General features: G+C 64.3%; 16 protein-coding genes and 2 pseudogenes. 14 read left to right on the top strand and 4 right to left on the bottom strand.

Features of this window, described 5'->3' with window-relative positions:
- Nucleotides 1-12 precede the first annotated feature (12 nt).
- Genes HF916_RS24905 through HF916_RS24875 form a run of 7 tightly spaced genes read left to right on the top strand, consistent with a single transcriptional unit; the run spans nt 13 to nt 7017 of the window.
- The gene (locus HF916_RS24905) at nt 13-966 is read left to right on the top strand and encodes an ABC transporter permease (protein ID WP_168791430.1); all 954 of its coding nucleotides are present in this window, start codon (nt 13-15) and stop codon (nt 964-966) included.
- Entirely contained in the window at nt 963-1913 is a 951-nt protein-coding gene (locus tag HF916_RS24900; RefSeq protein ID WP_168791429.1) for an ABC transporter permease, read from the top strand. The genes HF916_RS24905 and HF916_RS24900 overlap by 4 nt, the downstream gene beginning before the upstream one ends.
- Nucleotides 1913-3757 carry an ABC transporter ATP-binding protein gene (locus HF916_RS24895; RefSeq protein ID WP_168791428.1) on the top strand — a complete coding sequence of 615 codons (1845 nt, stop codon included), beginning with the start codon at nt 1913-1915 and terminating at the stop codon, nt 3755-3757. Before HF916_RS24900 ends, HF916_RS24895 begins: the two co-directional genes overlap by 1 nt.
- Complete coding sequence (locus tag HF916_RS24890; protein WP_168791427.1) at nt 3754-4068, top strand: (2Fe-2S)-binding protein; 315 nt, start codon at nt 3754-3756, stop codon at nt 4066-4068. The genes HF916_RS24895 and HF916_RS24890 overlap by 4 nt, the downstream gene beginning before the upstream one ends.
- Nucleotides 4053-5435 (top strand): NAD(P)/FAD-dependent oxidoreductase, encoded by a 1383-nt coding sequence (locus tag HF916_RS24885; protein WP_168791426.1) that lies wholly within the window; start codon nt 4053-4055, stop codon nt 5433-5435. Before HF916_RS24890 ends, HF916_RS24885 begins: the two co-directional genes overlap by 16 nt.
- Nucleotides 5432-6601: an NAD(P)/FAD-dependent oxidoreductase gene (locus tag HF916_RS24880; RefSeq protein ID WP_168791425.1), complete on the top strand. Its 1170-nt coding sequence runs from the start codon at nt 5432-5434 to the stop codon at nt 6599-6601. The genes HF916_RS24885 and HF916_RS24880 overlap by 4 nt, the downstream gene beginning before the upstream one ends.
- Nucleotides 6598-7017: a helix-turn-helix domain-containing protein gene (locus tag HF916_RS24875; RefSeq protein WP_168791424.1), complete on the top strand. Its 420-nt coding sequence runs from the start codon at nt 6598-6600 to the stop codon at nt 7015-7017. Before HF916_RS24880 ends, HF916_RS24875 begins: the two co-directional genes overlap by 4 nt.
- On the opposite strand, the gene prpR is transcribed toward HF916_RS24875, so the two are convergent.
- A complete protein-coding gene (gene prpR / locus HF916_RS24870; protein WP_431311413.1) occupies nt 6974-8983 on the bottom strand; it encodes a propionate catabolism operon regulatory protein PrpR in 2010 nt (669 codons plus the stop codon). The genes HF916_RS24875 and prpR overlap by 44 nt on opposite strands.
- A 184-nt stretch (nt 8984-9167) precedes the next feature.
- Here prpR and prpC point away from each other — a divergent pair, with 184 nt between their 5' ends.
- The 3 genes from prpC to prpF all read left to right on the top strand — a co-directional run bounded on the left by prpC (nt 9168) and on the right by prpF (nt 14549).
- Complete coding sequence (prpC, locus tag HF916_RS24865; RefSeq protein WP_168791422.1) at nt 9168-10337, top strand: bifunctional 2-methylcitrate synthase/citrate synthase; 1170 nt, start codon at nt 9168-9170, stop codon at nt 10335-10337.
- Nucleotides 10338-10667: 330 nt separating this feature from the next.
- Complete coding sequence (gene acnD, locus HF916_RS24860; protein ID WP_168791421.1) at nt 10668-13265, top strand: Fe/S-dependent 2-methylisocitrate dehydratase AcnD; 2598 nt, start codon at nt 10668-10670, stop codon at nt 13263-13265.
- A 96-nt stretch (nt 13266-13361) separates the two neighbouring features.
- Nucleotides 13362-14549, top strand: a complete 1188-nt coding sequence (gene prpF, locus HF916_RS24855; protein WP_168791420.1) for a 2-methylaconitate cis-trans isomerase PrpF — start codon at nt 13362-13364, stop codon at nt 14547-14549.
- A gap of 321 nt (nt 14550-14870) precedes the next feature.
- Here the strand turns inward: prpF and HF916_RS24850 are convergent, their stop codons facing one another.
- Complete coding sequence (locus HF916_RS24850; RefSeq protein ID WP_168791419.1) at nt 14871-15707, bottom strand: class I SAM-dependent methyltransferase; 837 nt, start codon at nt 15705-15707, stop codon at nt 14871-14873.
- A gap of 238 nt (nt 15708-15945) precedes the next feature.
- Here HF916_RS24850 and HF916_RS24845 point away from each other — a divergent pair, with 238 nt between their 5' ends.
- On the top strand, nt 15946-16965 hold the full coding sequence (locus tag HF916_RS24845) for an AraC family transcriptional regulator (protein ID WP_168791418.1): 1020 nt from the start codon (nt 15946-15948) through the stop codon (nt 16963-16965).
- Nucleotides 16966-17025: 60 nt separating this feature from the next.
- Here the strand turns inward: HF916_RS24845 and copM are convergent, their stop codons facing one another.
- Both copM and HF916_RS24835 read right to left on the bottom strand, forming a co-directional pair.
- A complete protein-coding gene (gene copM, locus HF916_RS24840) occupies nt 17026-17421 on the bottom strand; it encodes a CopM family metallochaperone (protein ID WP_168791417.1) in 396 nt (131 codons plus the stop codon).
- Nucleotides 17422-17451: 30 nt separating this feature from the next.
- Nucleotides 17452-17649, bottom strand: coding sequence for a heavy-metal-associated domain-containing protein (locus HF916_RS24835; protein WP_168791416.1), 198 nt, complete (start codon nt 17647-17649; stop codon nt 17452-17454).
- A gap of 121 nt (nt 17650-17770) precedes the next feature.
- Here HF916_RS24835 and HF916_RS24830 point away from each other — a divergent pair.
- The 3 genes and pseudogenes from HF916_RS24830 to HF916_RS24820 all read left to right on the top strand — a co-directional run.
- Nucleotides 17771-17968 (top strand): annotated as a pseudogene (locus HF916_RS24830) (TolC family protein); the annotation flags it as partial.
- A pseudogene (locus tag HF916_RS24825) lies at nt 17940-18236 on the top strand (copper-binding protein); the annotation flags it as partial. The pseudogenes HF916_RS24830 and HF916_RS24825, both read left to right, overlap by 29 nt.
- A gap of 143 nt (nt 18237-18379) precedes the next feature.
- Nucleotides 18380-19963, top strand: coding sequence for a tetratricopeptide repeat protein (locus HF916_RS24820; protein WP_168792141.1), 1584 nt, complete (start codon nt 18380-18382; stop codon nt 19961-19963).
- The last annotated feature ends 82 nt before the right edge of the window (nt 19964-20045 follow it).

The raw sequence follows: 20045 nt of genomic DNA, 5'->3' as shown, positions 1-20045 counted from the left end.
AGGCGAATCTCGATGAAAGCACATGCGCAACGTCTCATCGCCGCGCGCCTCGGCCTCGCGCTGCTCACGCTGCTGCTGGTGTCGGCGGTCGTGTTCGCCGTCACCGGGCTGCTTCCCGGCGACGCGGCCCAGCAGGCGCTCGGCCAGGCGGCAACCCCCGAAGCCGTGGCCGCCTTGCGGCATCAGTTCGGCCTCGACCAGCCCGCGCTGCAACGCTACTTCGTGTGGCTCCTTCATGTGGTGAGCGGCAACTTCGGCATCTCGCTGTCGAACAATCTGCCTGTCAGCCAACTGATCGCGACGCGTCTGCCGAATTCGCTGGTGCTGGCCGGTCTCACGGCGGTGGTCTCGGTGCCGGTAGCGCTGCTGATCGGTATTTCATCGGCGATGTTCCGCGGCTCGCTGCTCGACCGCACGCTCAACGTGCTGACGCTCTCCACGGTGGCCGTGCCGGAATTCCTGATTGCGACGATCGCCGTACTGATCTTTGCCGTCAAGCTGCGCTGGCTGCCGGCGCTGTCGTATCTGTCGGAAGTGCATTCGTTCGGCGCGCTGCTGCGCATCTACGCGATGCCGGTGATGACGCTGTGCTGCGTGCTCGTTGCGCAGATGGCGCGCATGACGCGCGCCGCGGTGCTCGACCAGCTCAATTCGTCGTACGTGGAAATGGCCTTGCTCAAGGGCGCCTCGCCGGTGCGCGTGGTGTGGCGGCATGTGTTGCCGAACACCGTCGGCCCGATTGCCAACGCCGTGGCGCTGAGCCTGTCGTACCTGTTCGGCGGCGTGGTGATCGTCGAGTCGATCTTCAACTATCCCGGCTTGGCGAGTCTGATGGTGGACGCGGTGACCAACCGCGATATGCCGCTCGTGCAGGGCTGCGTGATGGTGTTCTGCGCGGCGTATCTCGCGCTCGTGCTGATCGCCGACCTGTGTCAAATCGTATCCAACCCGAGGCTGCGTCGATGATGAGCCAACCTACCAATCCCCATCATGTTCCTCACGCCGGCACGGAGCTGTACGACGTGCGCCGTGACGAAGTGGTCGTCGAGCCGGCACCTGTCGAAGCGCCGCCGCTGAAACACGGCGTGTTCAAACGCCTCGTGCACCGCTTTTCCGTCCTCGGTTTGATCGGCCTGTTGATGGTGGCGTTCTGGCTGCTGGTCGCGTTCATCGGACCGCTGGTCGCGCCGTACAAAGGCGGCGCGCTGACCTCGACGGAAATTTTCGGCCGCTACAGCGCGGCGTATCCGCTTGGCACCGACTATCTGGGCCGCGACATGCTGAGCCGGATTCTCTACGGCGCGCGTTATACGGTCGGCCTCGCGCTCGCAGCGGCCGTGCTTGCCAGTGTGATCGGCACGTTCTTCGGCCTGCTCGCGGCGGTGTCGGGCCGCGTGGTCGATGAAGTTCTGAGCCGTCTGTTCGATGCGCTCATTTCGATTCCGAGCAAGGTGCTCGCGCTCGTCGTGATCGCCGCGTTCGGTTCGTCGATTCCGATGCTGACGACCGTTGCCGCGGTGGCCTACATTCCGGGCGCGTTCCGCATTTCGCGCTCGCTCGCGGTGAACGTGATGAGCCTCGAATATGTGCAGGTGGCGCGAGCGCGCGGCGAAGGCCTCTTCTATATCGCGCGGGTCGAGGTGCTGCCCAACATGATTCATCCGATGCTTGCCGATTTCGGCCTGCGCTTCGTGTTTATCGTGTTGCTGCTGAGCGGGCTGAGCTTCCTCGGTCTCGGCGTGCAACCGCCGAACGCCGATTGGGGCTCGCTCGTGCGCGAGAACATCGGCGGCTTGTCGGAAGGCGCGCCTGCTGTGTTGATGCCGGCCGTTGCGATCGCGACGCTGACCATCGGCATGAATCTGCTGATCGACAACCTGCGGCGCCGCAGCCGTAGCCACGGAGGTGCGTGATGGCTGATCAGTACATGATCGAAGTGAAGGGCCTGAGAGTCGTCGCGGGTGCCGCGCCGGGGCCGGTGACGGAGATCGTCAAGGGCGTCGATTTTTCGGTGAAGAAGGGCGAAGTGCTCGCGCTGATCGGCGAGTCCGGTTCGGGCAAGACCACCATCGCGCTGTCGCTGCTCGGCTATGCGCGGGCCGGCTGCGCGATCAGCGGCGGCTCGGTGCGCATCGGCGACATCGAGGTGTTGTCGCTCGACGCGAAGGGCCGCCGCGCGTTGCGTGCGCGGACCGTCGCGTATGTCGCGCAGAGCGCGGCGGCCGGCTTCAATCCGGCGCGCACGATCATGGATCAGGTCATTGAGCCGGCGCTGCTGCATCACCTGATGACGAAAGAAGCGGCACGCGCCAAGGCGGTCGAACTGTTCCGCTCGCTCGCGCTGCCCGCGCCGGAAACGCTCGGCGAGCGCTATCCGCATCAAGTATCCGGCGGTCAGTTGCAGCGCTTGATGGCGGCGATGGCCTTGATCACCGATCCGGCCGTCGTCGTGTTCGACGAGCCGACCACCGCGCTCGACGTCACCACCCAGATCGAAGTACTCGCGGCCTTCAAGAAGGTGATTCGCGAACTCGGCACCACGGCCGTGTATGTGTCGCACGATCTGGCGGTGGTCGCGCAAATGGCGGACCGCATCGTCGTGTTGAATGGCGGCGCGGTGAAGGAGAACGGCGCGGTCGCGCAAGTGCTCGACGCGCCGGTGGATGCCTACACGCGCCAATTGCTGGCCGCGACGCGACGTCCGGAAGCCGTGCTGACGTTGCCGCCAAACCTCGGCAAACACGTGCCGCCGCTATTGGAGATTCGCGGGCTGTCCGCGGGCTACGGCCGTATCGACCGCCACGGCGTGCCCGCCGTGCGCGTGCTGGACGACGTCAGCCTGTCGATCCCGCGCGGCAGCACGCTCGGCGTGATCGGCGAATCCGGCTCCGGCAAGACGACGCTCGCGCGCGTGGTGGCGGGGCTGGTCGACCGGGCGCGCGGCGAGGTGCTGTTCAACGGCGAGCCGTTGCACGCGCAAATTTCGCGCCGTACGCCGGAGCAGTATCGGCAGATCCAGATCGTGTTTCAGAACGCCGATACGGCGCTCAATCCGAGCCATTCGATCGCCGATATTCTGGGGCGGCCGCTTGCGTTCTATCACCATCTGCGTGGCTCGGCTGCGAAGAAACGCATGCTGGAGTTGCTCGATCTGGTGAAACTGCCGGCTTCGATCGCCACCCGTACGCCGGCCGGACTCTCCGGCGGCCAGAAGCAGCGTGTGAATCTGGCGCGCGCGCTCGCCGCCGATCCCGCCTTGATTCTGTGCGACGAAGTGACTTCCGCGCTCGACACGGTGGTCGGCGCGGCGATCCTCGATCTGCTCGCCGAATTGCGGCGCGAACTGGGCGTGTCGTACATGTTCATCAGCCACGATATTTCGACGGTGCGCGCGATCTGCGACGAAGTGATCGTGCTGTATGCCGGACATCGCGTGGAAGCGGGGCAGCGCGACGTGCTCGCGGCGCCGCCGTATCACCCGTACACGGGCTTGCTGGTGGATTCGGTGCCGGCGTTGAAACCCGGCTGGCTCGACGCGCGACGCGGCATGGTCGCGGCTGCGTTGCCGACGATGGGCGAGAGCGCCGACGTGGCCGAGTTGTGCTCGTTCCGCGCGCGCTGTCCGGTGCGTATCGACGGCAAGTGCAACGTGACGCCGCCTTCGTTGAAGAAGCTGCCTTCGGGCGCGGAGATTCTGTGCCACCATCCGGCCGCCGAATTGAACCGTTTGCAGACCGTGGAGGCGACCCCGGCATGAGTGGACGATTCGTACGCGTCGCGGAAACGGGCCGCAAAACCTTTCCGATCACCGTGGATGGCGTCGTGCGCGAGGCCGCCGAAGGCGACACGCTGATGGTCGCGCTGCTCACCGGCACACGCACATTGCGCGACTCCGAATTCGGCGACGGCCGGCGCGCCGGTTTCTGTCTGATGGGCGCCTGCCAGGACTGCTGGGTGTGGACCGCGCAAGGCGAGCGCGTGCGTGCGTGCAGCACGCCGGCGATGCCGGGCATGTCGATCGTCACGAAGCTGGCGGAAGCCGGGGAGGGTGTATGGCCCCGCGCGTAGTCATCATCGGCGCCGGGCCGGCGGGTGTGCGCGCCGCGCAGGCGCTCGTCGAAGCGGGGCTGCGGCCTGTCCTAGTCGATGAAGGCCGGCGCGACGGCGGGCAGATTTATCGACGTCAACCGGAAGGGTTTTCGCGCAGCTACGAGACGCTCTATGGCACCGAGGCCGAGCGTGCCACGTCGCTGCATCAGAGCTTTGATGCGTTGAAAAGCAGGATCGACTATCTGCCGGAAACGCTGGTCTGGAACATCTCGCCGAACACCGTGCATCTGGTGAGCGGCACGCGGTATCACACGCTCGCGTTCGACGCGCTGATCGTTTGCAGCGGCGCGACGGATCGGCTGATGCCGGTCAAGGGCTGGCACCAGGCCGGCACTTATAGCCTCGGCGGCGCTCAGGTCGCGCTGAAGTCGCAAGGCTGCGCGATCGGCTCGCGCATCGTGATGATGGGCAGCGGTCCGCTGCTGTATCTCGTGGCCGCGCAGTATGTGAAGGCGGGTGCGCAGGTCGCGGCGGTGCTCGACACCTCGACGTTCATGCAGCGCGTGGCCGCGTTGCCGCACCTGCTGGCGATTCCTGCCGCGCTCAGAAAAGGCATCGCGTTGACGCGCGTGCTGGCCGACGCACGCGTGCCGGTTCATCGCGGCGTGCAGCCGCTCGAAATCAAAGGCTCGCCGCAAGACGGCGTCAGCGCGGTCGAAGTCGCGCTGTCCGGCGGCAAGCGCCTCGAATTCAAGTGTGATGCCGTCGCGCTCGGTTATCACCTACGGCCCGAGACGCAACTCGCGGACCTTGCCGGCTGTCGTTTTTTGTTCGACGAGAGCACGCAGCAATGGCTGCCGCAAATCGACACCGACGGCCGCAGCAGCATCAAAGGCGTCTATCTGGCGGGCGACGGCGCGCGCGTGCGCGGCGCCGACGCGGCGGAACGCTCCGGTCGTCTCGCGGCGCTGGCCGCCTTGCAGGATCACGGCATGCCGGTCAACGGCATGGAGGGCTTGCGTACCGAACTCGCGCGCTTCACGCGTTTTGCAACAGGCTTGCGTGAAGCTTTCCCGTGGCCGGCGAAATTCGCCGCGTCGCTGCCCGACGAGACAATTGTCTGCCGTTGCGAAGCGATCACGGCGGGCGAGTTGCGTCGCGTGGTGCAGGCGACCGGCGCTAAAGAGGCCAATCGCGCGAAGGCTTTTTCGCGTGTCGGCATGGGCCGCTGCCAGGGGCGCTATTGCGGCCATGCAGGCGCGGAAATCATCGCGGCGGCGGCGTGTGTGCCGCTGTCTTCAGTGGGACGGCTGCGCGGCCAGGCGCCGGTCAAACCGCTGCCCGTGGCGCTGACCGAAGACGTAAGCGACGAGGTGAGCAAATGAGCGCGACGACCGGCAACGAAGCCGATGTGATCGTGATCGGCGGCGGCATCATGGGGACGACGACGGCGTTCTTCCTGCGTCAGCGCAACCGCTCGGTGATTCTTTTGGAGCGCGGACTCACCGGCCAGCAGGCGAGCGGCGTGAACTTCGGCGGCGTTCGCCGTCAGGGCCGCGCGTTGTCGCAACTGGCGATGGCGAACCGCGCGCTGCGTACGTGGCAACGGTCCACGGAATTGCTCGGCGAGGACATAGAATTTTTGCCGTCGGGCCACACGCGCGTCTGTTACCACCAGAAGGACGTCGAGAATTTCGACCAGTACGCGATCGACGCGCGCGCCTACGGTCTCGAACTCGAAGTGCTGCACGGCGAAGCCCTGTTCAGGCGTTTTCCGTTTCTCGGCCGCGAGGTGCTGGCGGCTTCGATCTCTCCGCTCGACGGCCACGCCAATCCGCGTCTCGCCGCGCCCGCGTTCGGTCGCGCGGCGGCGCGGCTCGGCGCGCAGGTGATCGAGAACACGGAGATCGTGCGCGTCGAAAAAGACGGTAGCCGGTTTCGCGTGGAAAGTGCGTGCGGCGACGTGTACTGGGCGGCGCAACTCGTGATCTGCGCCGGCGCGTGGGCGACCCGTCTGACCGAACAGTTCGGCGAATCCGTGCCGCTCACCGCGCGCGGGCCGCAGATGTGCGTGACGGAGCCGGTGCCGTACGTGTTCAAGTCGTCGATGGGCGTGTTCACGTCGATCAAGGAAGAGAGCATTTATTTTCGGCAGATTCCGCGCGGCAACATCATCGTCGGCGGTGGGCCTGCCGGTCCCGCCGACGCCGTGACGAGCCGCGCCTCGGTGTTGCCGGTCAACACCGTGCGGCAACTCGCGCAGATGCGCCGACTCGTACCCGCGTTGGCGCCGCTGCATGTGATTCGCGTGTGGAGCGGCGTGGAAAGCTATCTGCCCGACAGCGAGCCGGTGATCGGTCCGAGCAGTCAGGTCGACGGTGTGTTCTACGCGTTCGGCTTCAGCGGGTCGGGTTTTCAGATCGGCCCGGGCGTCGGCGAAACGCTGGCGGAACTCGTCGATACGGGCAGCACGGCGATTCCTCTCGACGCGTTTTCCATCCGGCGTTTCGCGCAACAACCGGCGGCTCGCTCGACCATCGTGACGTCATGAAACAGTCCATCAGCCTCAATGCGGCCCGCGCTTTCATCGAAGCTCATTTCGACGAACCCGTGACGCTCGCGCAACTGGCCGCGCTGTCGGCGCTCAGCGTGTCACGTTTCGCCACGGTGTTCCGGCAGCAATACGGCTCGTCGCCGTATCGCTATCTGTGCGGCCTGCGGATTCAGCGCGCGCAGACGCTGTTGCTCGAAGGCGTGCCGGGATCGGTGGTTGCGACGGAGGTCGGCTTCTTCGATCAGAGCCATTTCGGCCGACATTTCAAGCGATGCTGCGGCATGACGCCCAGCATGTTCATCGCGCGAGCCGGCGGCAACGCGGCGCGGCATGGTGGCGCGAGTGGCTTAAATGGCTTGGGCGGCGCGCCTACTGCGTCGCGTTCAGCTTCCGCCATAACGTCGTCTTGCTGATGCCGAGCGCCTCGCAGACCGCGTCACGATCGCCGTCGTGCGAGGCGAGCGCGGCGCGGATTTCGTCGGCTTCCACGTGGCGGCTGCGTTCGCGCAGGGTTAGCGCGGCTTTTTTCGTGCGCGCGTGCGGCTCGACGATTTCAGGCGCGACCGTGCGCAACATGTCGCGGGTGAGAACGGGTTCGGCGGCATCTTCGGGCATTGCGTCCACGTCCACGTCCACATCGGCGAGTTCGACCGCGATCCGTTCGATCACGTTCTGCAATTCACGCACATTGCCGGGCCACGCGTAACGCTTGAGCGGCTCGGCAAGCGCGGTGAGCAGGCGCTCGGCGGCGGCCGCGTCCGGCAGGCGCGCCGCGAGCCTCGGTTCGCGCGCGGCAGCTTGCAATAGCAGTTCGACGGCGAGCGGCAGCAGATCGGTCGGCCGCTCGCGCAGCGGCGGCAGTGCGATGCTTAGAATGTTGAGCCGGTAATAGAGATCCGCGCGGAAGCTGCCCACTTCGATGCCCTCGGTCAACGCGCGATGCGTCGCCGCGACCACACGAATATCGACTCGCGTGGGCTCCGTCGAACCGAGCCGCACGACTTCACGTTCCTGCAGCACGCGCAGGAGCCGGCTTTGCAACGACAGCGGCATTTCGCCTATTTCATCGAGAAAAAGCGTGCCGCGGTGCGCCACTTCGATCAATCCCGCCTTGCCGCCCTTGCGCGCGCCGGTGAACGCGCCTTCCTCGTAGCCGAACAGTTCGCTCTCCAGCAGCGCCTCGGGAAACGCGCCGCAGTTGATCGCGACGAACGCGAAGTCGCGCCGCGCGCTCAACTGATGCATGCTCTGCGCGACCATCTCCTTGCCCGTGCCGCTTTCGCCGAGAATCAGTACGGTGGCGTCCGAGCGGGCATAGCGCCGCACGAGCGCGCGCACCCGTTCAATGGATTCGGACGCGCCGACGATATCGTCGAGCCGGTAACGCGCGCTGAACTGCTGCACGCGTTGGCGTGAACGCAAGGTCCGGTCGAGCCGCTCGACCGCGCGCGATTCCTGAAACGTCAGCACCGTGCCCGCCGCCGCGCCGCTGCTGGCCAGCGGTCCGCGATGCACGACATAGCTCACTCCACGCACCGTGCACAAGGTGTCGCCGTCCGCGTCCGGCAGGCTGCCCGCGAGATCGGGCGCGAGTTCGAGCAGCACGCGGCCCACGGCCTTCGCCGCGTCGAGGCCGAGCACGCCGGCGAGGCGCTGGTTCATCGCTTCGACGCGGCCTTGCGCGTCGAGCGCGACAACGCCGTCGCGCAGATGCTGCAGCAGATTGTCGAGCCGTTGACGCCGGATCGTTTCGCGGCGCGTGGCCTGGGCAACTTCGAGCGCGGTGTCGAAGGCCGCGCGCACCGACGCGCGCGAATAGAGAAACACCGCGCCCATGCCGGCATTCGCGGCGAGATCGGTGACGAGTCCCGGGCCGACCACCACGTCGATACCGCGATCGCGCAGATCGAGCACGACGCTCTCCGCGTCCTGCGCCGATTGATACGAGGCGAACGTGACGTCGAGCGCATACGCAGCCGTGAAGCGCCGCACTTCGTCAGGCGTGTCGCCGTGCGTGACGAGCGCGACCTTCGCGCCGTCGCGCCGCGCCCGCGCGAGCGCGTGCATCACGTCGAAACCGGTCGGGCTGATCAACACGACCGGCACCGATACGCGCGTCTTCAGATACGCGCCGTTCGAGCCGCCGGCAATCACGACATCCGGACGACCCGCGCCCGCGGCGTCGATCTCGCGCACGGCGTCCTCGAAGCCATGCGAGACGATGCGCAGATCCGCGCGTTCCACGTACTCGCCGGCAATATCGAAGAACAGATCGCGCAGGCGGCTGATACTCACGGCCCAGATGCGGGGGCGCTGGGTGGGTTCGAAAAGAGGTGTGCTCAAGGCAGGGCGGCTCGCGGCAGGGCTGGTGACGTCCATCTATTATGCGCGTATCCATTTCTGATTTGAAATTCGCGTTTCAGTTGTGAAATGAAATCCGCGTCGGCGTGAGCGGCGGTCTTTTGTGAAATCAGGCACTTAGCGTGCGATAGGGCGGCTGGCCCGTTCTTTGCATTACAGGCTGCGGTCAAAGCATCCCCCCATGCAATCAGGAGACGAACTCATGAGCGAAGCAGACAACAGCACGCCGAACGCAGGCGCATTCAAACCGAAGAAATCCGTCGCCCTGTCCGGCGTGACGGCGGGCAACACGGCACTCTGCACGGTCGGCAAGACCGGCAACGACCTGCACTACCGTGGCTACGACATTCTCGATATCGCGAACGCCTGCGAATTCGAAGAGATCGCGTACCTGCTGGTGCACGAAAAGCTGCCGACCCAGGCCGAACTGACCGCGTACAAAACCAAGCTCAAGGCGCTGCGCGGCCTGCCCGCGAACGTCAAGGCCGCGCTCGAATGGATCCCGGCCGCCGCCCATCCGATGGACGTGATGCGCACCGGCGTGTCGGTGCTCGGCACCGTGCTGCCGGAGAAGGACGATCACAACCTGCCGGGCGCGCGCGACATCGCCGACAAGCTGATGGCCTCGCTCGGCTCGATGCTGCTCTACTGGTATCACTACTCGCACAACGGCAAACGCATCGAAGTGGAAACCGACGATGACTCGATCGGCGGCCACTTCCTGCATCTGCTGCACGGCGTGGAGCCGTCGAAGGAATGGGTCGACGCGATGCACGTCTCGCTGAACCTGTACGCCGAGCATGAATTCAACGCCTCGACCTTCACCGGCCGCGTGATCGCGGGCACGGGATCGGATATCTATTCGGCGATCACCGGCGCGATCGGCGCGCTGCGCGGGCCGAAGCACGGCGGCGCCAATGAAGTCGCGTTCGAGATCCAGTCGCGCTACCAGACGCCGGACGAAGCGGAAGCGGACATCCGCCGCCGCGTCGAGAACAAGGAAGTGGTGATCGGTTTCGGCCACCCGGTGTACACGATCTCGGACCCGCGCAACAAGGTCATCAAGGAAATCGCGAAGAAGCTCTCGAAGGACGCGGGCAACAGCAAACTGTTCAACATCGCCGAGCGGCTGGAGTCGGTAATGGCGGACGCGAAAAAGATGTTCCCGAATCTCGACTGGTTCAGCGCGGTCTCGTATCACATGATGGGCGTGCCCACGGCGATGTTCACGCCGCTCTTCGTGATCTCTCGCACGGCGGGCTGGAGCGCGCACATCATCGAGCAGCGCATCGACAACAAGATCATCCGTCCGAGCGCGAATTACACCGGACCCGACGACCTGCCGTTCGTGCCGCTCGCCAAGCGAGTTTAAGGGTGCTTTGAAGACGCCTTCGGTGGCGTCTTCATCACCGTCGGGCGCGTATGCGTATAGCCGCGCGAATGCAAGCGTTTCTCCTCCATTGCGTCTAAAGAGCGCGGCGCAATGAAGTTAAGCCTTGGCTCGCTGAAATCCCGGGCCAAGGCCGTTTTTTGCGGCGTATTCACACGGCCGCTCGCAAACCCGACCGGCACGCTGACGCGCGCTAAACTACACGTACTGCCTGACGGGCCCGCCAGGGAAACGCCATTAAAAAAGGGGCCGCTGATTGATAATCGGCCGCCGCCATCGTCCCCGGATCATTACTGTTTTGTCCCCTACGCCATGAATACTGCAAACCGCAAACGCCTTCCCGGCACCCAGCTCGATTTCTTCGACACGCGCGCCGCGGTCGACGCAATCCAGCCCGGCGCTTACGACAAGCTGCCGTACACGTCGCGCGTGCTGGCCGAAAACCTCGTGCGCCGTTGCGATCCGGTCACGTTGACCGCGTCGCTCAGGCAGATCATTGAACGCAAGCGCGAGCTGGATTTCCCGTGGTTCCCGGCGCGCGTGGTGTGTCACGACATTCTCGGCCAGACCGCGCTGGTCGACCTCGCCGGCCTGCGCGACGCGATTGCCGCGCAAGGCGGCGATCCGGCGATGGTCAATCCGGTGGTGCCGACGCAGCTCGTAGTGGACCATTCGCTCGCCGTCGAGTGCGGCGGCTTCGACCCGGACGCGTTCGCGAAGAACCGCGCGATCGAAGACCGCCGTAACGAAGACCGCTTCGACTTCATCAACTGGACCAAGCGCGCGTTCAGGAACGTCGACGTGATTCCGCCGGGCAACGGCATCCTGCATCAGATCAACCTGGAGCGCATGAGCCCAGTCGTGCAGGTGAAAGATGGCGTGGCGTTTCCCGATACGCTGGTCGGCACCGACTCGCATACGCCGATGGTCGACGCGCTCGGCGTGATCGCGATCGGCGTGGGCGGGCTCGAAGCGGAAAGCGTGATGCTGGGCCGCGCGTCGTATATGCGCTTGCCGGATATCGTCGGCGTGGAACTGACGGGCAAGCCGGCCGAAGGCATCACGGCGACCGACGTGGTGCTCTCGTTGACCGAATTCCTGCGCAAGGAAAAAGTGGTCGGCGCGTATCTGGAGTTCTACGGCGCGGGCACGGCCAAGCTGACGCTCGGCGACCGCGCGACCATCGCCAACATGGCGCCCGAATTCGGTGCCACGGCCGCAATGTTCTCTATCGACGAACAGACCATCAAGTATCTGAAGCTCACCGGCCGCGACGACGAACTCGTCAAACTGGTGGAGACCTACGCGAAGGAAACTGGCCTGTGGGCGGACAGCCTCGTGAACGCCGAATACGAACGCGTGCTGAAGTTCGATCTGTCGACGGTGGTGCGCACGCTCGCCGGGCCGTCGAATCCGCATCGCCGTTTGCCGGTGTCGGAACTGGCGGCGCGCGGCATCAGCGGCAAGGTGGAGAACGAGCCCGGTTTGATGCCGGACGGCGCGGTGATCATCGCCGCGATCACGAGCTGCACGAACACTAACAATCCGCGCAACATGATCGCCGCTGGTTTGCTGGCGCGTAACGCGAACCGGCGCGGCCTGACTCGCAAGCCGTGGGCGAAGACCTCGCTTGCGCCGGGATCGAAGGCGGTCACGCTGTATCTGGAAGAGGCCGGGCTGATGCCCGAACTGGAGCAACTGGGCTTCGGCGTGGTCGCGTATGCGTGCACCTCGTGTAACGGCATGTCCGGTGCGCTGGATCCGGTGATCCAGAAGGAGATCGTCGAGCGCGATCTGTATGCGACCGCCGTGCTGTCCGGCAATCGCAACTTCGACGGCCGTATTCATCCGTACGCGAAGCAGGCTTTCCTCGCGTCGCCGCCGCTGGTGGTGGCGTATGCGATTGCGGGCACGATCCGTTTCGACATCGAAAAAGACGTGCTCGGTATCGATGCCGACGGCCATGCCGTCACGCTGAAGGACATCTGGCCGACGGATGCGGAGATCGATGCGATCGTCGCGTCGAGCGTGAAGCCGGAGCAATTCCGCAAGGTGTACGAGCCGATGTTTGCCGTGACCGTCGACACGGGCGAGAAAGCTGATCCGCTCTACGACTGGCGCCCGATGAGCACCTACATTCGCCGTCCGCCGTATTGGGAAGGCGCGCTTGCGGGTGAGCGTACTTTGAAGGGCATGCGCCCGCTGGCCGTGCTCGGTGACAACATCACGACCGACCACCTGTCGCCGTCCAATGCGATTCTGGCGGACAGCGCCTCGGGCGAATATCTGGCGAAGATGGGCTTGCCGGAAGAGGACTTCAACTCCTATGCGACGCACCGTGGCGATCACCTGACAGCGCAGCGCGCCACCTTCGCGAACCCGACGCTGAAGAACGAGATGGTGCTCGAAGACGGCCAGGTGAAGGCCGGTTCGCTCGCGCGTATCGAGCCTGAGGGCAAGGTCACGCGCATGTGGGAAGCGATCGAAACCTACATGAAACGCAAGCAGCCGCTGATCGTGATTGCCGGTGCCGACTATGGCCAGGGTTCGTCGCGTGACTGGGCGGCGAAGGGCGTGCGTCTGGCCGGCGCGGAAGCGATCGTCGCCGAAGGGTTCGAGCGCATTCACCGCACGAATCTGGTCGGCATGGGTGTGCTGCCGCTGGAGTTCAAGCCTGGTGTGAACCGGCTCACGCTGGCAATCGACGGCACGGAAACCTTCGACGTGGTCGGTGAACGCAAACCGCGCGCTGACCTCACGCTGGTGATTCATCGTAAGAACGGCGAGCGCGTCGAGGTGTCGGTGACGTGCCGGCTCGATACCGCCGAAGAGGTTTCCATCTATGAGGCCGGCGGCGTGCTGCAACGCTTTGCGCAGGACTTTCTCGAGTCGTCGAAGAAGGCGGCTTGAGGTGAATTAAGGCGGTGTACGTTTTAACGCGGGACGGGGCGCAATGGCGTGTCATGCCATTGCGCCCCGTCCCGCCAACATCAGGACACGACTTTTATGGCTCACCAACCCCAGATCAAGATTCCGGCCACCTACATGCGTGGCGGCACCAGCAAGGGCGTGTTCTTCCGCCTGCAGGATTTGCCCGAAGCGGCCCAGGTGCCCGGCGCCGCGCGCGACGCGCTGCTGATGCGCGTGATCGGCAGCCCCGATCCGTACGGCAAGCAGATCGACGGCATGGGCGGCGCGACGTCGAGCACCAGCAAGACGGTGATCATCGCCAAAAGCAGCCGTCCCGGTCACGATGTGGATTACCTGTTCGGGCAGGTATCGATCGATAAGGCGTTCATCGATTGGACCGGTAATTGCGGCAATCTCTCGGCCGCCGTGGGGCCGTTCGCGATCAGCGCGGGTTTCGTCGACCCGAGCCGGATTCCGCGCGACGGCGTGGCTGTCGTGCGCATCTGGCAGGCGAATATCGGCAAGACGATCATCGGACACGTGCCGATGACCGATGGCGCCGTGCAGGAAACCGGCGACTTCGAACTCGACGGCGTCACGTTTCCGGCCGCGGAAGTGCAACTCGAATTCATGGATCCGGCCGCGGAAGAAGAGGGCGCGGGCGGCTCCATGTTCCCAACCGGCAATCTGGTGGACGATCTGGAAGTGCCGGGCGTCGGCACGCTGAAAGCGACCATGATCAACGCGGGCATTCCGACCATCTTCGTCGATGCGGAATCGATCGGCTACAAGGGCACGGAGTTGCAGGACGCGATCAATAGCGACGACAAGGCGCTCGCGATGTTCGAGACGATCCGCGCGCATGGGGCGTTGCGCATGGGGCTCATCAAGAACCTCGACGAGATCGCGACACGGCAGCATACGCCGAAGGTCGCCTTTGTCGCGAAGCCGGCTGCGTATGTGGCGTCGAGCGGCAAGCAGATTGGCGCGGGCGACGTCGATCTGCTGGTGCGGGCGATGTCGATGGGCAAGCTGCATCACGCGATGATGGGCACGGCCGCGGTGGCGATCGGCACGGCGGCGGCGATTTCGGGGACGCTAGTGAATCTCGCAGCGGGCGGTGGCACGAAGGAGTCGGTGCGCTTCGGGCATCCGTCGGGGACGTTGCGGGTCGGTGCCGAGGCGAGCGAGAGCGGCGGCGAGTGGACGGTCACCAAGGCCATCATGAGCCGCAGCGCGCGGGTGCTGATGGAAGGCTGGGTGCGGGTGCCGCAGGAGCGGTGACCGAACGATCCAGCAGGGTCGTCGTAACAGTTCGACGAACGGCGCTTACGCGAACGCGAAGGCAAACGCGCACGCGATCTGGCGGACATCCGGCTTCGTCCGCAAAGGACGAAGCCGGGAAAAAGCGGGTTGGATGCAACGGCGAAGCCTAAGACATCAGCCCGAAGCTGGCGAGAACGAACCGAAGACCGAAGAAACAAACGGACGAAAACAGCGGCAGGCCGAAAGCTAGCGACATACACCGCAAGCCGACGACGCTGGCCTGTGGCCATCGATCGAAAAAGTAGACAGCCGCGCCGGCCAGTACGCGGCCGACCCCGTTCATTGCCGCACCATCACGATCTCGAGATACTCGCTGGGCAGCACGAGTGTCCCGTCGCCGGAACGGTTGCGGCTTTCCATCAGCGTCATGAGATCGAGCTGGAAGGCCGCTTGCCGTTCGCCGTCCATCGCGGCGAATGCCTTGTTGATCGGGCCGTAGTAAGTCCGGAACACCTCGAGCCAATGCGCCGGCGAGTGGTAACGGAACATGAATTCGCGGCTCGTTACGGCGACACTACGCACACTGCCGTGAAAGAGCTCGTCGAGCCGCGCCCGGGTGCCCCACAGCGCCGGCGACTTGAGGCCAGGCGGCGGAGGCAGGTATTTGCCGATCGTCTTGAACACCTGGCCGATGAAGCTATCGGGCGTCCAGTTCGCGAGGCCGATCTTGCCGCCGGGTTTGCACACGCGCGCCAGTTCGCTTGCCGCTTTCTCCTGATTGGGCGTGAACATGACGCCGAAGGTCGACATGACGACATCGAAGGAGGCGTCCGGGTAGGGCAGCGCTTCGGCATCGGCTTCGCGGAACTGCACTGTTGTCAGACCTTCCGCTTGCGCGCGAGCCTTCCCGGCGTCGAGCAGCGAGGCCACATAGTCGGTCGACGTGACGTCGCACCAACGGCGCGCGGCGGCGAGCGTGCCGTTGCCGTTTCCTGCCGCGACATCGAGCACGCGGCTGCCGGCGCGCAGGTCGAGTGCTTCGCACAGGTTTTCTCCGACGATTTGCAGCGTCGTGCCGACGACGGCGTAATTGCCCGTTTCCCACGCGGCGTGCTGGCGCGCTTTGACGTCAGCGAATTCGGAGGTTTGTGATGAAGAAGAATGGACTTCAGACATGGGGATGCTCCAGAGAAAAAGTTGTGCGATGCACGCTAGTGGTATTGCGACGGGTGCGCCAGGGTTCATGAATTCATGTGGTGCCTCCTTAATTGCGGTTAAGTATTCGGTTCATTCAAGATTCCTTAACATTGTTGTAAGGGATTCGCATGAATGCTAGTATCAGTGCGGCTGTTAAATCGATGAATGACCAGGCGTCCAGATCTTTTGCGCAGGACGCCGAAGTTCCTGGACAACGATGGACGCTCTCTCCGACGTGCTCCGCCTGGTTCGCCTTGGTGGTGCGGTGTATTTAAATGGCGACTTCACCGCGCCCTGGTGTTTGTACGGCCAGGCGGACGCAGCGTTGTGCGGCAGCTTCCTTCCTCCGGCCGAACGTATCGTCTCCTACCATCTGATCACCGAGGGAGGCTGCTGGGCTGCGCTCCCGGACGACCCTGAGTCCGCTATTTACGTCGCTGCCGGCGAACTGCTTGTCGTGCCGCAAGGCGAAGCGCATCTGCTTGGCAGTTCGCTCGACGTCACGCCCGGACCCACTGGCGAACTGCTCGAGAGTCAGCTGCGGAATTCACCGGGTCAGTTGATGGCGCTTCGCTACGGCGGTGGTGGAGACCGTACGCGTCTGGTGTGCGGTTTTCTCGCGTGCGACGACACGTTGAGCAACCCGGTGCTATCCGCGCTGCCTCGCATCTTCAAGGTCGACATGCGCAACGACCCGCAGTCCGCGTGGCTCGAATCGTCGTTACGGTTCGCGGCGGCCGAGGCGGCGGAATGGCGCGTAGGCAGCGCGATCGTTCTTGCGCGGCTATCGGAGCTGCTTTTCGTGGAGGCAGTGCGGCGTTGCATCGATGCGCTGCCGTCCGATCGGAAGGGCTGGCTCGCGGGCGTGGGGGACCGGTTTGTCGGTCGTGCGCTGGCGTTGATGCATGCGCAGCCGGCGCACGGGTGGACGGTCGACGAGTTGGCGCGCAAAGCGGGCTTGTCCCGCTCCGCGCTGGCGCAGCGATTCACGCAGTTGCTCGGTCAGCCGCCTATGCAGTATCTCGCGCATTGGCGTTTGCAGATCGCCGCGCAGGAGTTGCGTGGCGGGACGAAGTCGCTGGCGGCGGTGGCGGATCAGGTGGGATATGAGTCGGAGGCGGCGTTCAATCGGGCTTTCAAGCGCGAGTTCGGGATGCCGCCGGCGGGGTGGCGGCGGAGCCGGGGCGAGATGGCCGGTATGTCTGCGGTTTCTGCCGGCGCGGCGGCAGAGCCATAGACGGATCGTTCGACGATCGAGGCGCCTAGACCACTTGCCGCGCGATCAAGTGCGCCGGCTTCACTTCACCCCGTGCTTCGCCTGCCAACTCTTCATGAACGCGATTTCATCATGCTGCGCCTTGATGATGTTTCTGGCCAGCCGCTTCAAGTCCGGGTCCTTGCCGTACTTCAACTCGACCTGCGCCATTTCGATCGCCCCTTGATGATGCGGAATCATGTGAGCGACAAAGTCCTTGTCGGCGTTGCCCGTATAGTCGGCGCTCATGTCGTGCATCATTTTGTCGTCGGCGGCCTTGAAGGCTTGCGTCGCATCGCCGGCGTCGGCATCCGCTGACTTTGACATGTCCATGCCAGGCATGGCGGCCGGTTGCTGGGCGTGGACCGGCACCGCCGCGACAGCAAACGCAAAGCCGCTGAACAGGCAAAGGGCACGAAAGGCGCGAAGTTTTTTCATAGTGAATGTCCGTTGGGTAAAGGGTGTCCGTCAGGCTCTCAGCGACGGATGAAAGCCTGCCGCCTCGATGGCCTCGATGAGTTGTCCGGCCGCCAGCGTCGACGTGACCTTGACGATTTTAACGGGGACATCGACTTCGAGCTTCGCTGCAGGGTCGAGACTCGTGACTGCACGTGTGATGGCGTTGGCGCAACCGCTGCACGACATATCCGGGATGGCAATTTCCATTTCCTACCTCCGATGAGAAGTCATGACTCAAGCGTGGACCTTCCCACGGCGGTAAGGTCAAGCAGGTTTTCGTCGGTGGCTGAAATCGTATCGGCGCACTCAAAGCCGTCATGCGTGGCATCGAGTGACGCGCGCTGAGGCGATCTATAGGCAGTCGGCGAATCGCGTTGTCGAGACCGCCATCAACGCGCGTTCTGAAGGGCGCGAAGCGTATTCAACCTACGTGTCCGGCTACGACCTCGCGAAGCACTATCGCAACGAAGTCGTGCCGATCCGCAAAACCCACTCAGATGAACTGCTGCTTCGCCACATCGGCGTACGCGGCGGGTGAGGCGAGTGAAGCACAAGCGAGCGCGAGCGTTCATGCGCAAGCCGCCATGTCCCATGGCGACGTCAGAAAAGTGGATGCGGCTGCCGGCAAGCTGACCATCAAACATGGTCCCATGGAAAACCTCGGCAAAGATGCCATGACGATGGTATTCAAAGTCAAGGACCCAGCGATGCTCTCGCAGGTCAAGCCGTGCGACACGATCGACCTTATCGCCGACGAGGTGGCCGGAGCGCTGACGGTGGTGAAACTGGCGAAGCGATTGCGCGCTTGGCGTGAGGGCGTTTCGGAGCGGTCCTACAGACTGGCCGATGAACGGCAAGGATAATCCGCGCACACCGTTCGCGGGCAGGCAGCATCGCCCGCGACATGTCACCGCCTCCCTTCCTCATTGCGCCGATCATGCCGAGCCATCCTGCTTTGCCATCCGAAGAAACCCTTAATGCCTGGTTCAATCGAGCCGAGCAGGCTCGCCTTGCAGGCGAATTCGAAATGGCCCGAACGCTCCTCGACCGGATCATCGGACAAGACCCCGGACACGCGGGCGCGTTGCACGCGCATGGGCTCGTTGCGCTCGCATCGAATCAGATCGAGTCGGCTCATCGCTGGGTCGAGCGGGCGCTCGAACTGCGCTCGGATCCGGCGTACTACGGCACCCTATGCATTATCCAGATCAAACTGCGTGCGTACGCAAGCGCTTTGCAAACGGCCGAGTACGGGCTTGCGCTCGACCCGGCTTCACTGCCGCTTCACTTCTTCATGGCGGTAATCCTGCAAGTGCTGGGACGTTCCGGGGATGCCGCCGTCGTCTACCGTCGCTTGCTCGAACTCAAGCCGGACCATCCACAAGCGCTTGTTAATCTGGGCGTGGTCGTCAAGGATCTCGGCTCGCTGAGTGAGGCCGAGCGGCATCTCAGGCAAGCCATCGCACTCTCGCCGTCTTACCTCGGAGCGCGTGCCAGCCTCAGTCAGGTCCTGTTGGCCGCCGGCCGTTATGAAGAAGCGTGGCCGTATTTCGAAGACCGTTGGGCTAATTTCGTCGATGCCGACGGGCGCCCCGCATCAGCGCGCCCGACACTGCCGTTGCCTCAATGGAAAGGCGCGCGCCTCGACATCGCGAGCGCTAGCCAGGGAATGCCCGAATCCGGCGCGCGTCTGCTTGTCATTCCAGAGCAGGGCCATGGCGACAGCCTGCAGTTCGTGCGCTATCTGCCGATGGCGCTCGAACGTTTTGCGCGCGTCGGCTACATATGCCCGCCATCGCTGCGGCGCTTGTACGAAGAATCGTTCGCGCATTTGCCGGGCCTCGTGATGCTCGATGACGGCTTATCCGACCTGAGCGACTGGGACTGGCATTGCCCTTTGATGTCACTGCCGATGGCGTTCGGCACGCGACTCGACAACATTCCCGCCGGCACCTATCTGCATGCGGATCCCGCTCGCTCAGCCTCATGGCGAGCGCGGTTTGCCATGTTGCCCGATGCCGGCTTGCCGCGCGTCGGCCTAGTGTGGGCCGGTGGCCATTCAGGTCTGACGGAAGACAAAGCGCGCAGCTTGATCCCCGCGCAAATCGCGCCATTGCTCGCGTTGCCCGATGTGCGCTGGATCAGCCTGCAAAAGACCGATGACCCCGCAAAGCGCGCCGATGCCGAGTGGAACGCGCGTTTGACGGACTGGATGGACGACGTGACAGACTTCGCCGATACCGCTGCGCTGATCGACAACCTCGATCTCGTGATCTCCGTCGACACGTCGGTCGCGCATCTGGCTGCGGCAATGGGCAAGCCGGTGTGGCTGCTCAACCGCTTCGCCGGTTGCTGGCGCTGGTTGCGCGATCGCGACGACAGTCCTTGGTACTCCAACGTGCGGCTCTTCACGCAGTCGCAACGCGGCGACTGGGACGGCGTGCTCGAACGAGTCGCCAAGGCTTTGCACGGCTCGACCGCTGCAACCTATAGGAAGTCTTACCGATCCTTTGTGCGTTAGCTCACGAAGACATGCGGAACTTACTCGCCCCGCGCTTTTTAGATGTTATGCTCGGGCGTCGTGAACTTCTTCATGCATAGAC

Origin of the sequence: Paraburkholderia aromaticivorans (assembly GCF_012689525.1) — a bacterium.
In the GTDB taxonomy this organism is placed as follows: Bacteria; Pseudomonadota; Gammaproteobacteria; order Burkholderiales; family Burkholderiaceae; genus Paraburkholderia; species Paraburkholderia aromaticivorans_A.
Note: the sequence above shows the minus strand (reverse complement) of the source record. Positions and strands in the feature narration are given on the sequence as shown.

Bases quoted from the DNA above. Each gene is read 5' to 3' on its own strand.
- HF916_RS24905 (WP_168791430.1), top strand. From the start codon at position 13: ATGAAAGCACATGCGCAACGTCTCATCGCCGCGCGCCTCGGCCTCGCG.
- HF916_RS24900 (WP_168791429.1), top strand. From the start codon at position 963: ATGATGAGCCAACCTACCAATCCCCATCATGTTCCTCACGCCGGCACG.
- HF916_RS24895 (WP_168791428.1), top strand. From the start codon at position 1,913: ATGGCTGATCAGTACATGATCGAAGTGAAGGGCCTGAGAGTCGTCGCG.
- HF916_RS24890 (WP_168791427.1), top strand. From the start codon at position 3,754: ATGAGTGGACGATTCGTACGCGTCGCGGAAACGGGCCGCAAAACCTTT.
- HF916_RS24885 (WP_168791426.1), top strand. From the start codon at position 4,053: ATGGCCCCGCGCGTAGTCATCATCGGCGCCGGGCCGGCGGGTGTGCGC.
- HF916_RS24880 (WP_168791425.1), top strand. From the start codon at position 5,432: ATGAGCGCGACGACCGGCAACGAAGCCGATGTGATCGTGATCGGCGGC.
- HF916_RS24875 (WP_168791424.1), top strand. From the start codon at position 6,598: ATGAAACAGTCCATCAGCCTCAATGCGGCCCGCGCTTTCATCGAAGCT.
- prpR (WP_431311413.1), bottom strand. From the start codon at position 8,983: ATGGACGTCACCAGCCCTGCCGCGAGCCGCCCTGCCTTGAGCACACCT.
- prpC (WP_168791422.1), top strand. From the start codon at position 9,168: ATGAGCGAAGCAGACAACAGCACGCCGAACGCAGGCGCATTCAAACCG.
- acnD (WP_168791421.1), top strand. From the start codon at position 10,668: ATGAATACTGCAAACCGCAAACGCCTTCCCGGCACCCAGCTCGATTTC.
- prpF (WP_168791420.1), top strand. From the start codon at position 13,362: ATGGCTCACCAACCCCAGATCAAGATTCCGGCCACCTACATGCGTGGC.
- HF916_RS24850 (WP_168791419.1), bottom strand. From the start codon at position 15,707: ATGTCTGAAGTCCATTCTTCTTCATCACAAACCTCCGAATTCGCTGAC.
- HF916_RS24845 (WP_168791418.1), top strand. From the start codon at position 15,946: ATGGACGCTCTCTCCGACGTGCTCCGCCTGGTTCGCCTTGGTGGTGCG.
- copM (WP_168791417.1), bottom strand. From the start codon at position 17,421: ATGAAAAAACTTCGCGCCTTTCGTGCCCTTTGCCTGTTCAGCGGCTTT.
- HF916_RS24835 (WP_168791416.1), bottom strand. From the start codon at position 17,649: ATGGAAATTGCCATCCCGGATATGTCGTGCAGCGGTTGCGCCAACGCC.
- HF916_RS24820 (WP_168792141.1), top strand. From the start codon at position 18,380: ATGCCGAGCCATCCTGCTTTGCCATCCGAAGAAACCCTTAATGCCTGG.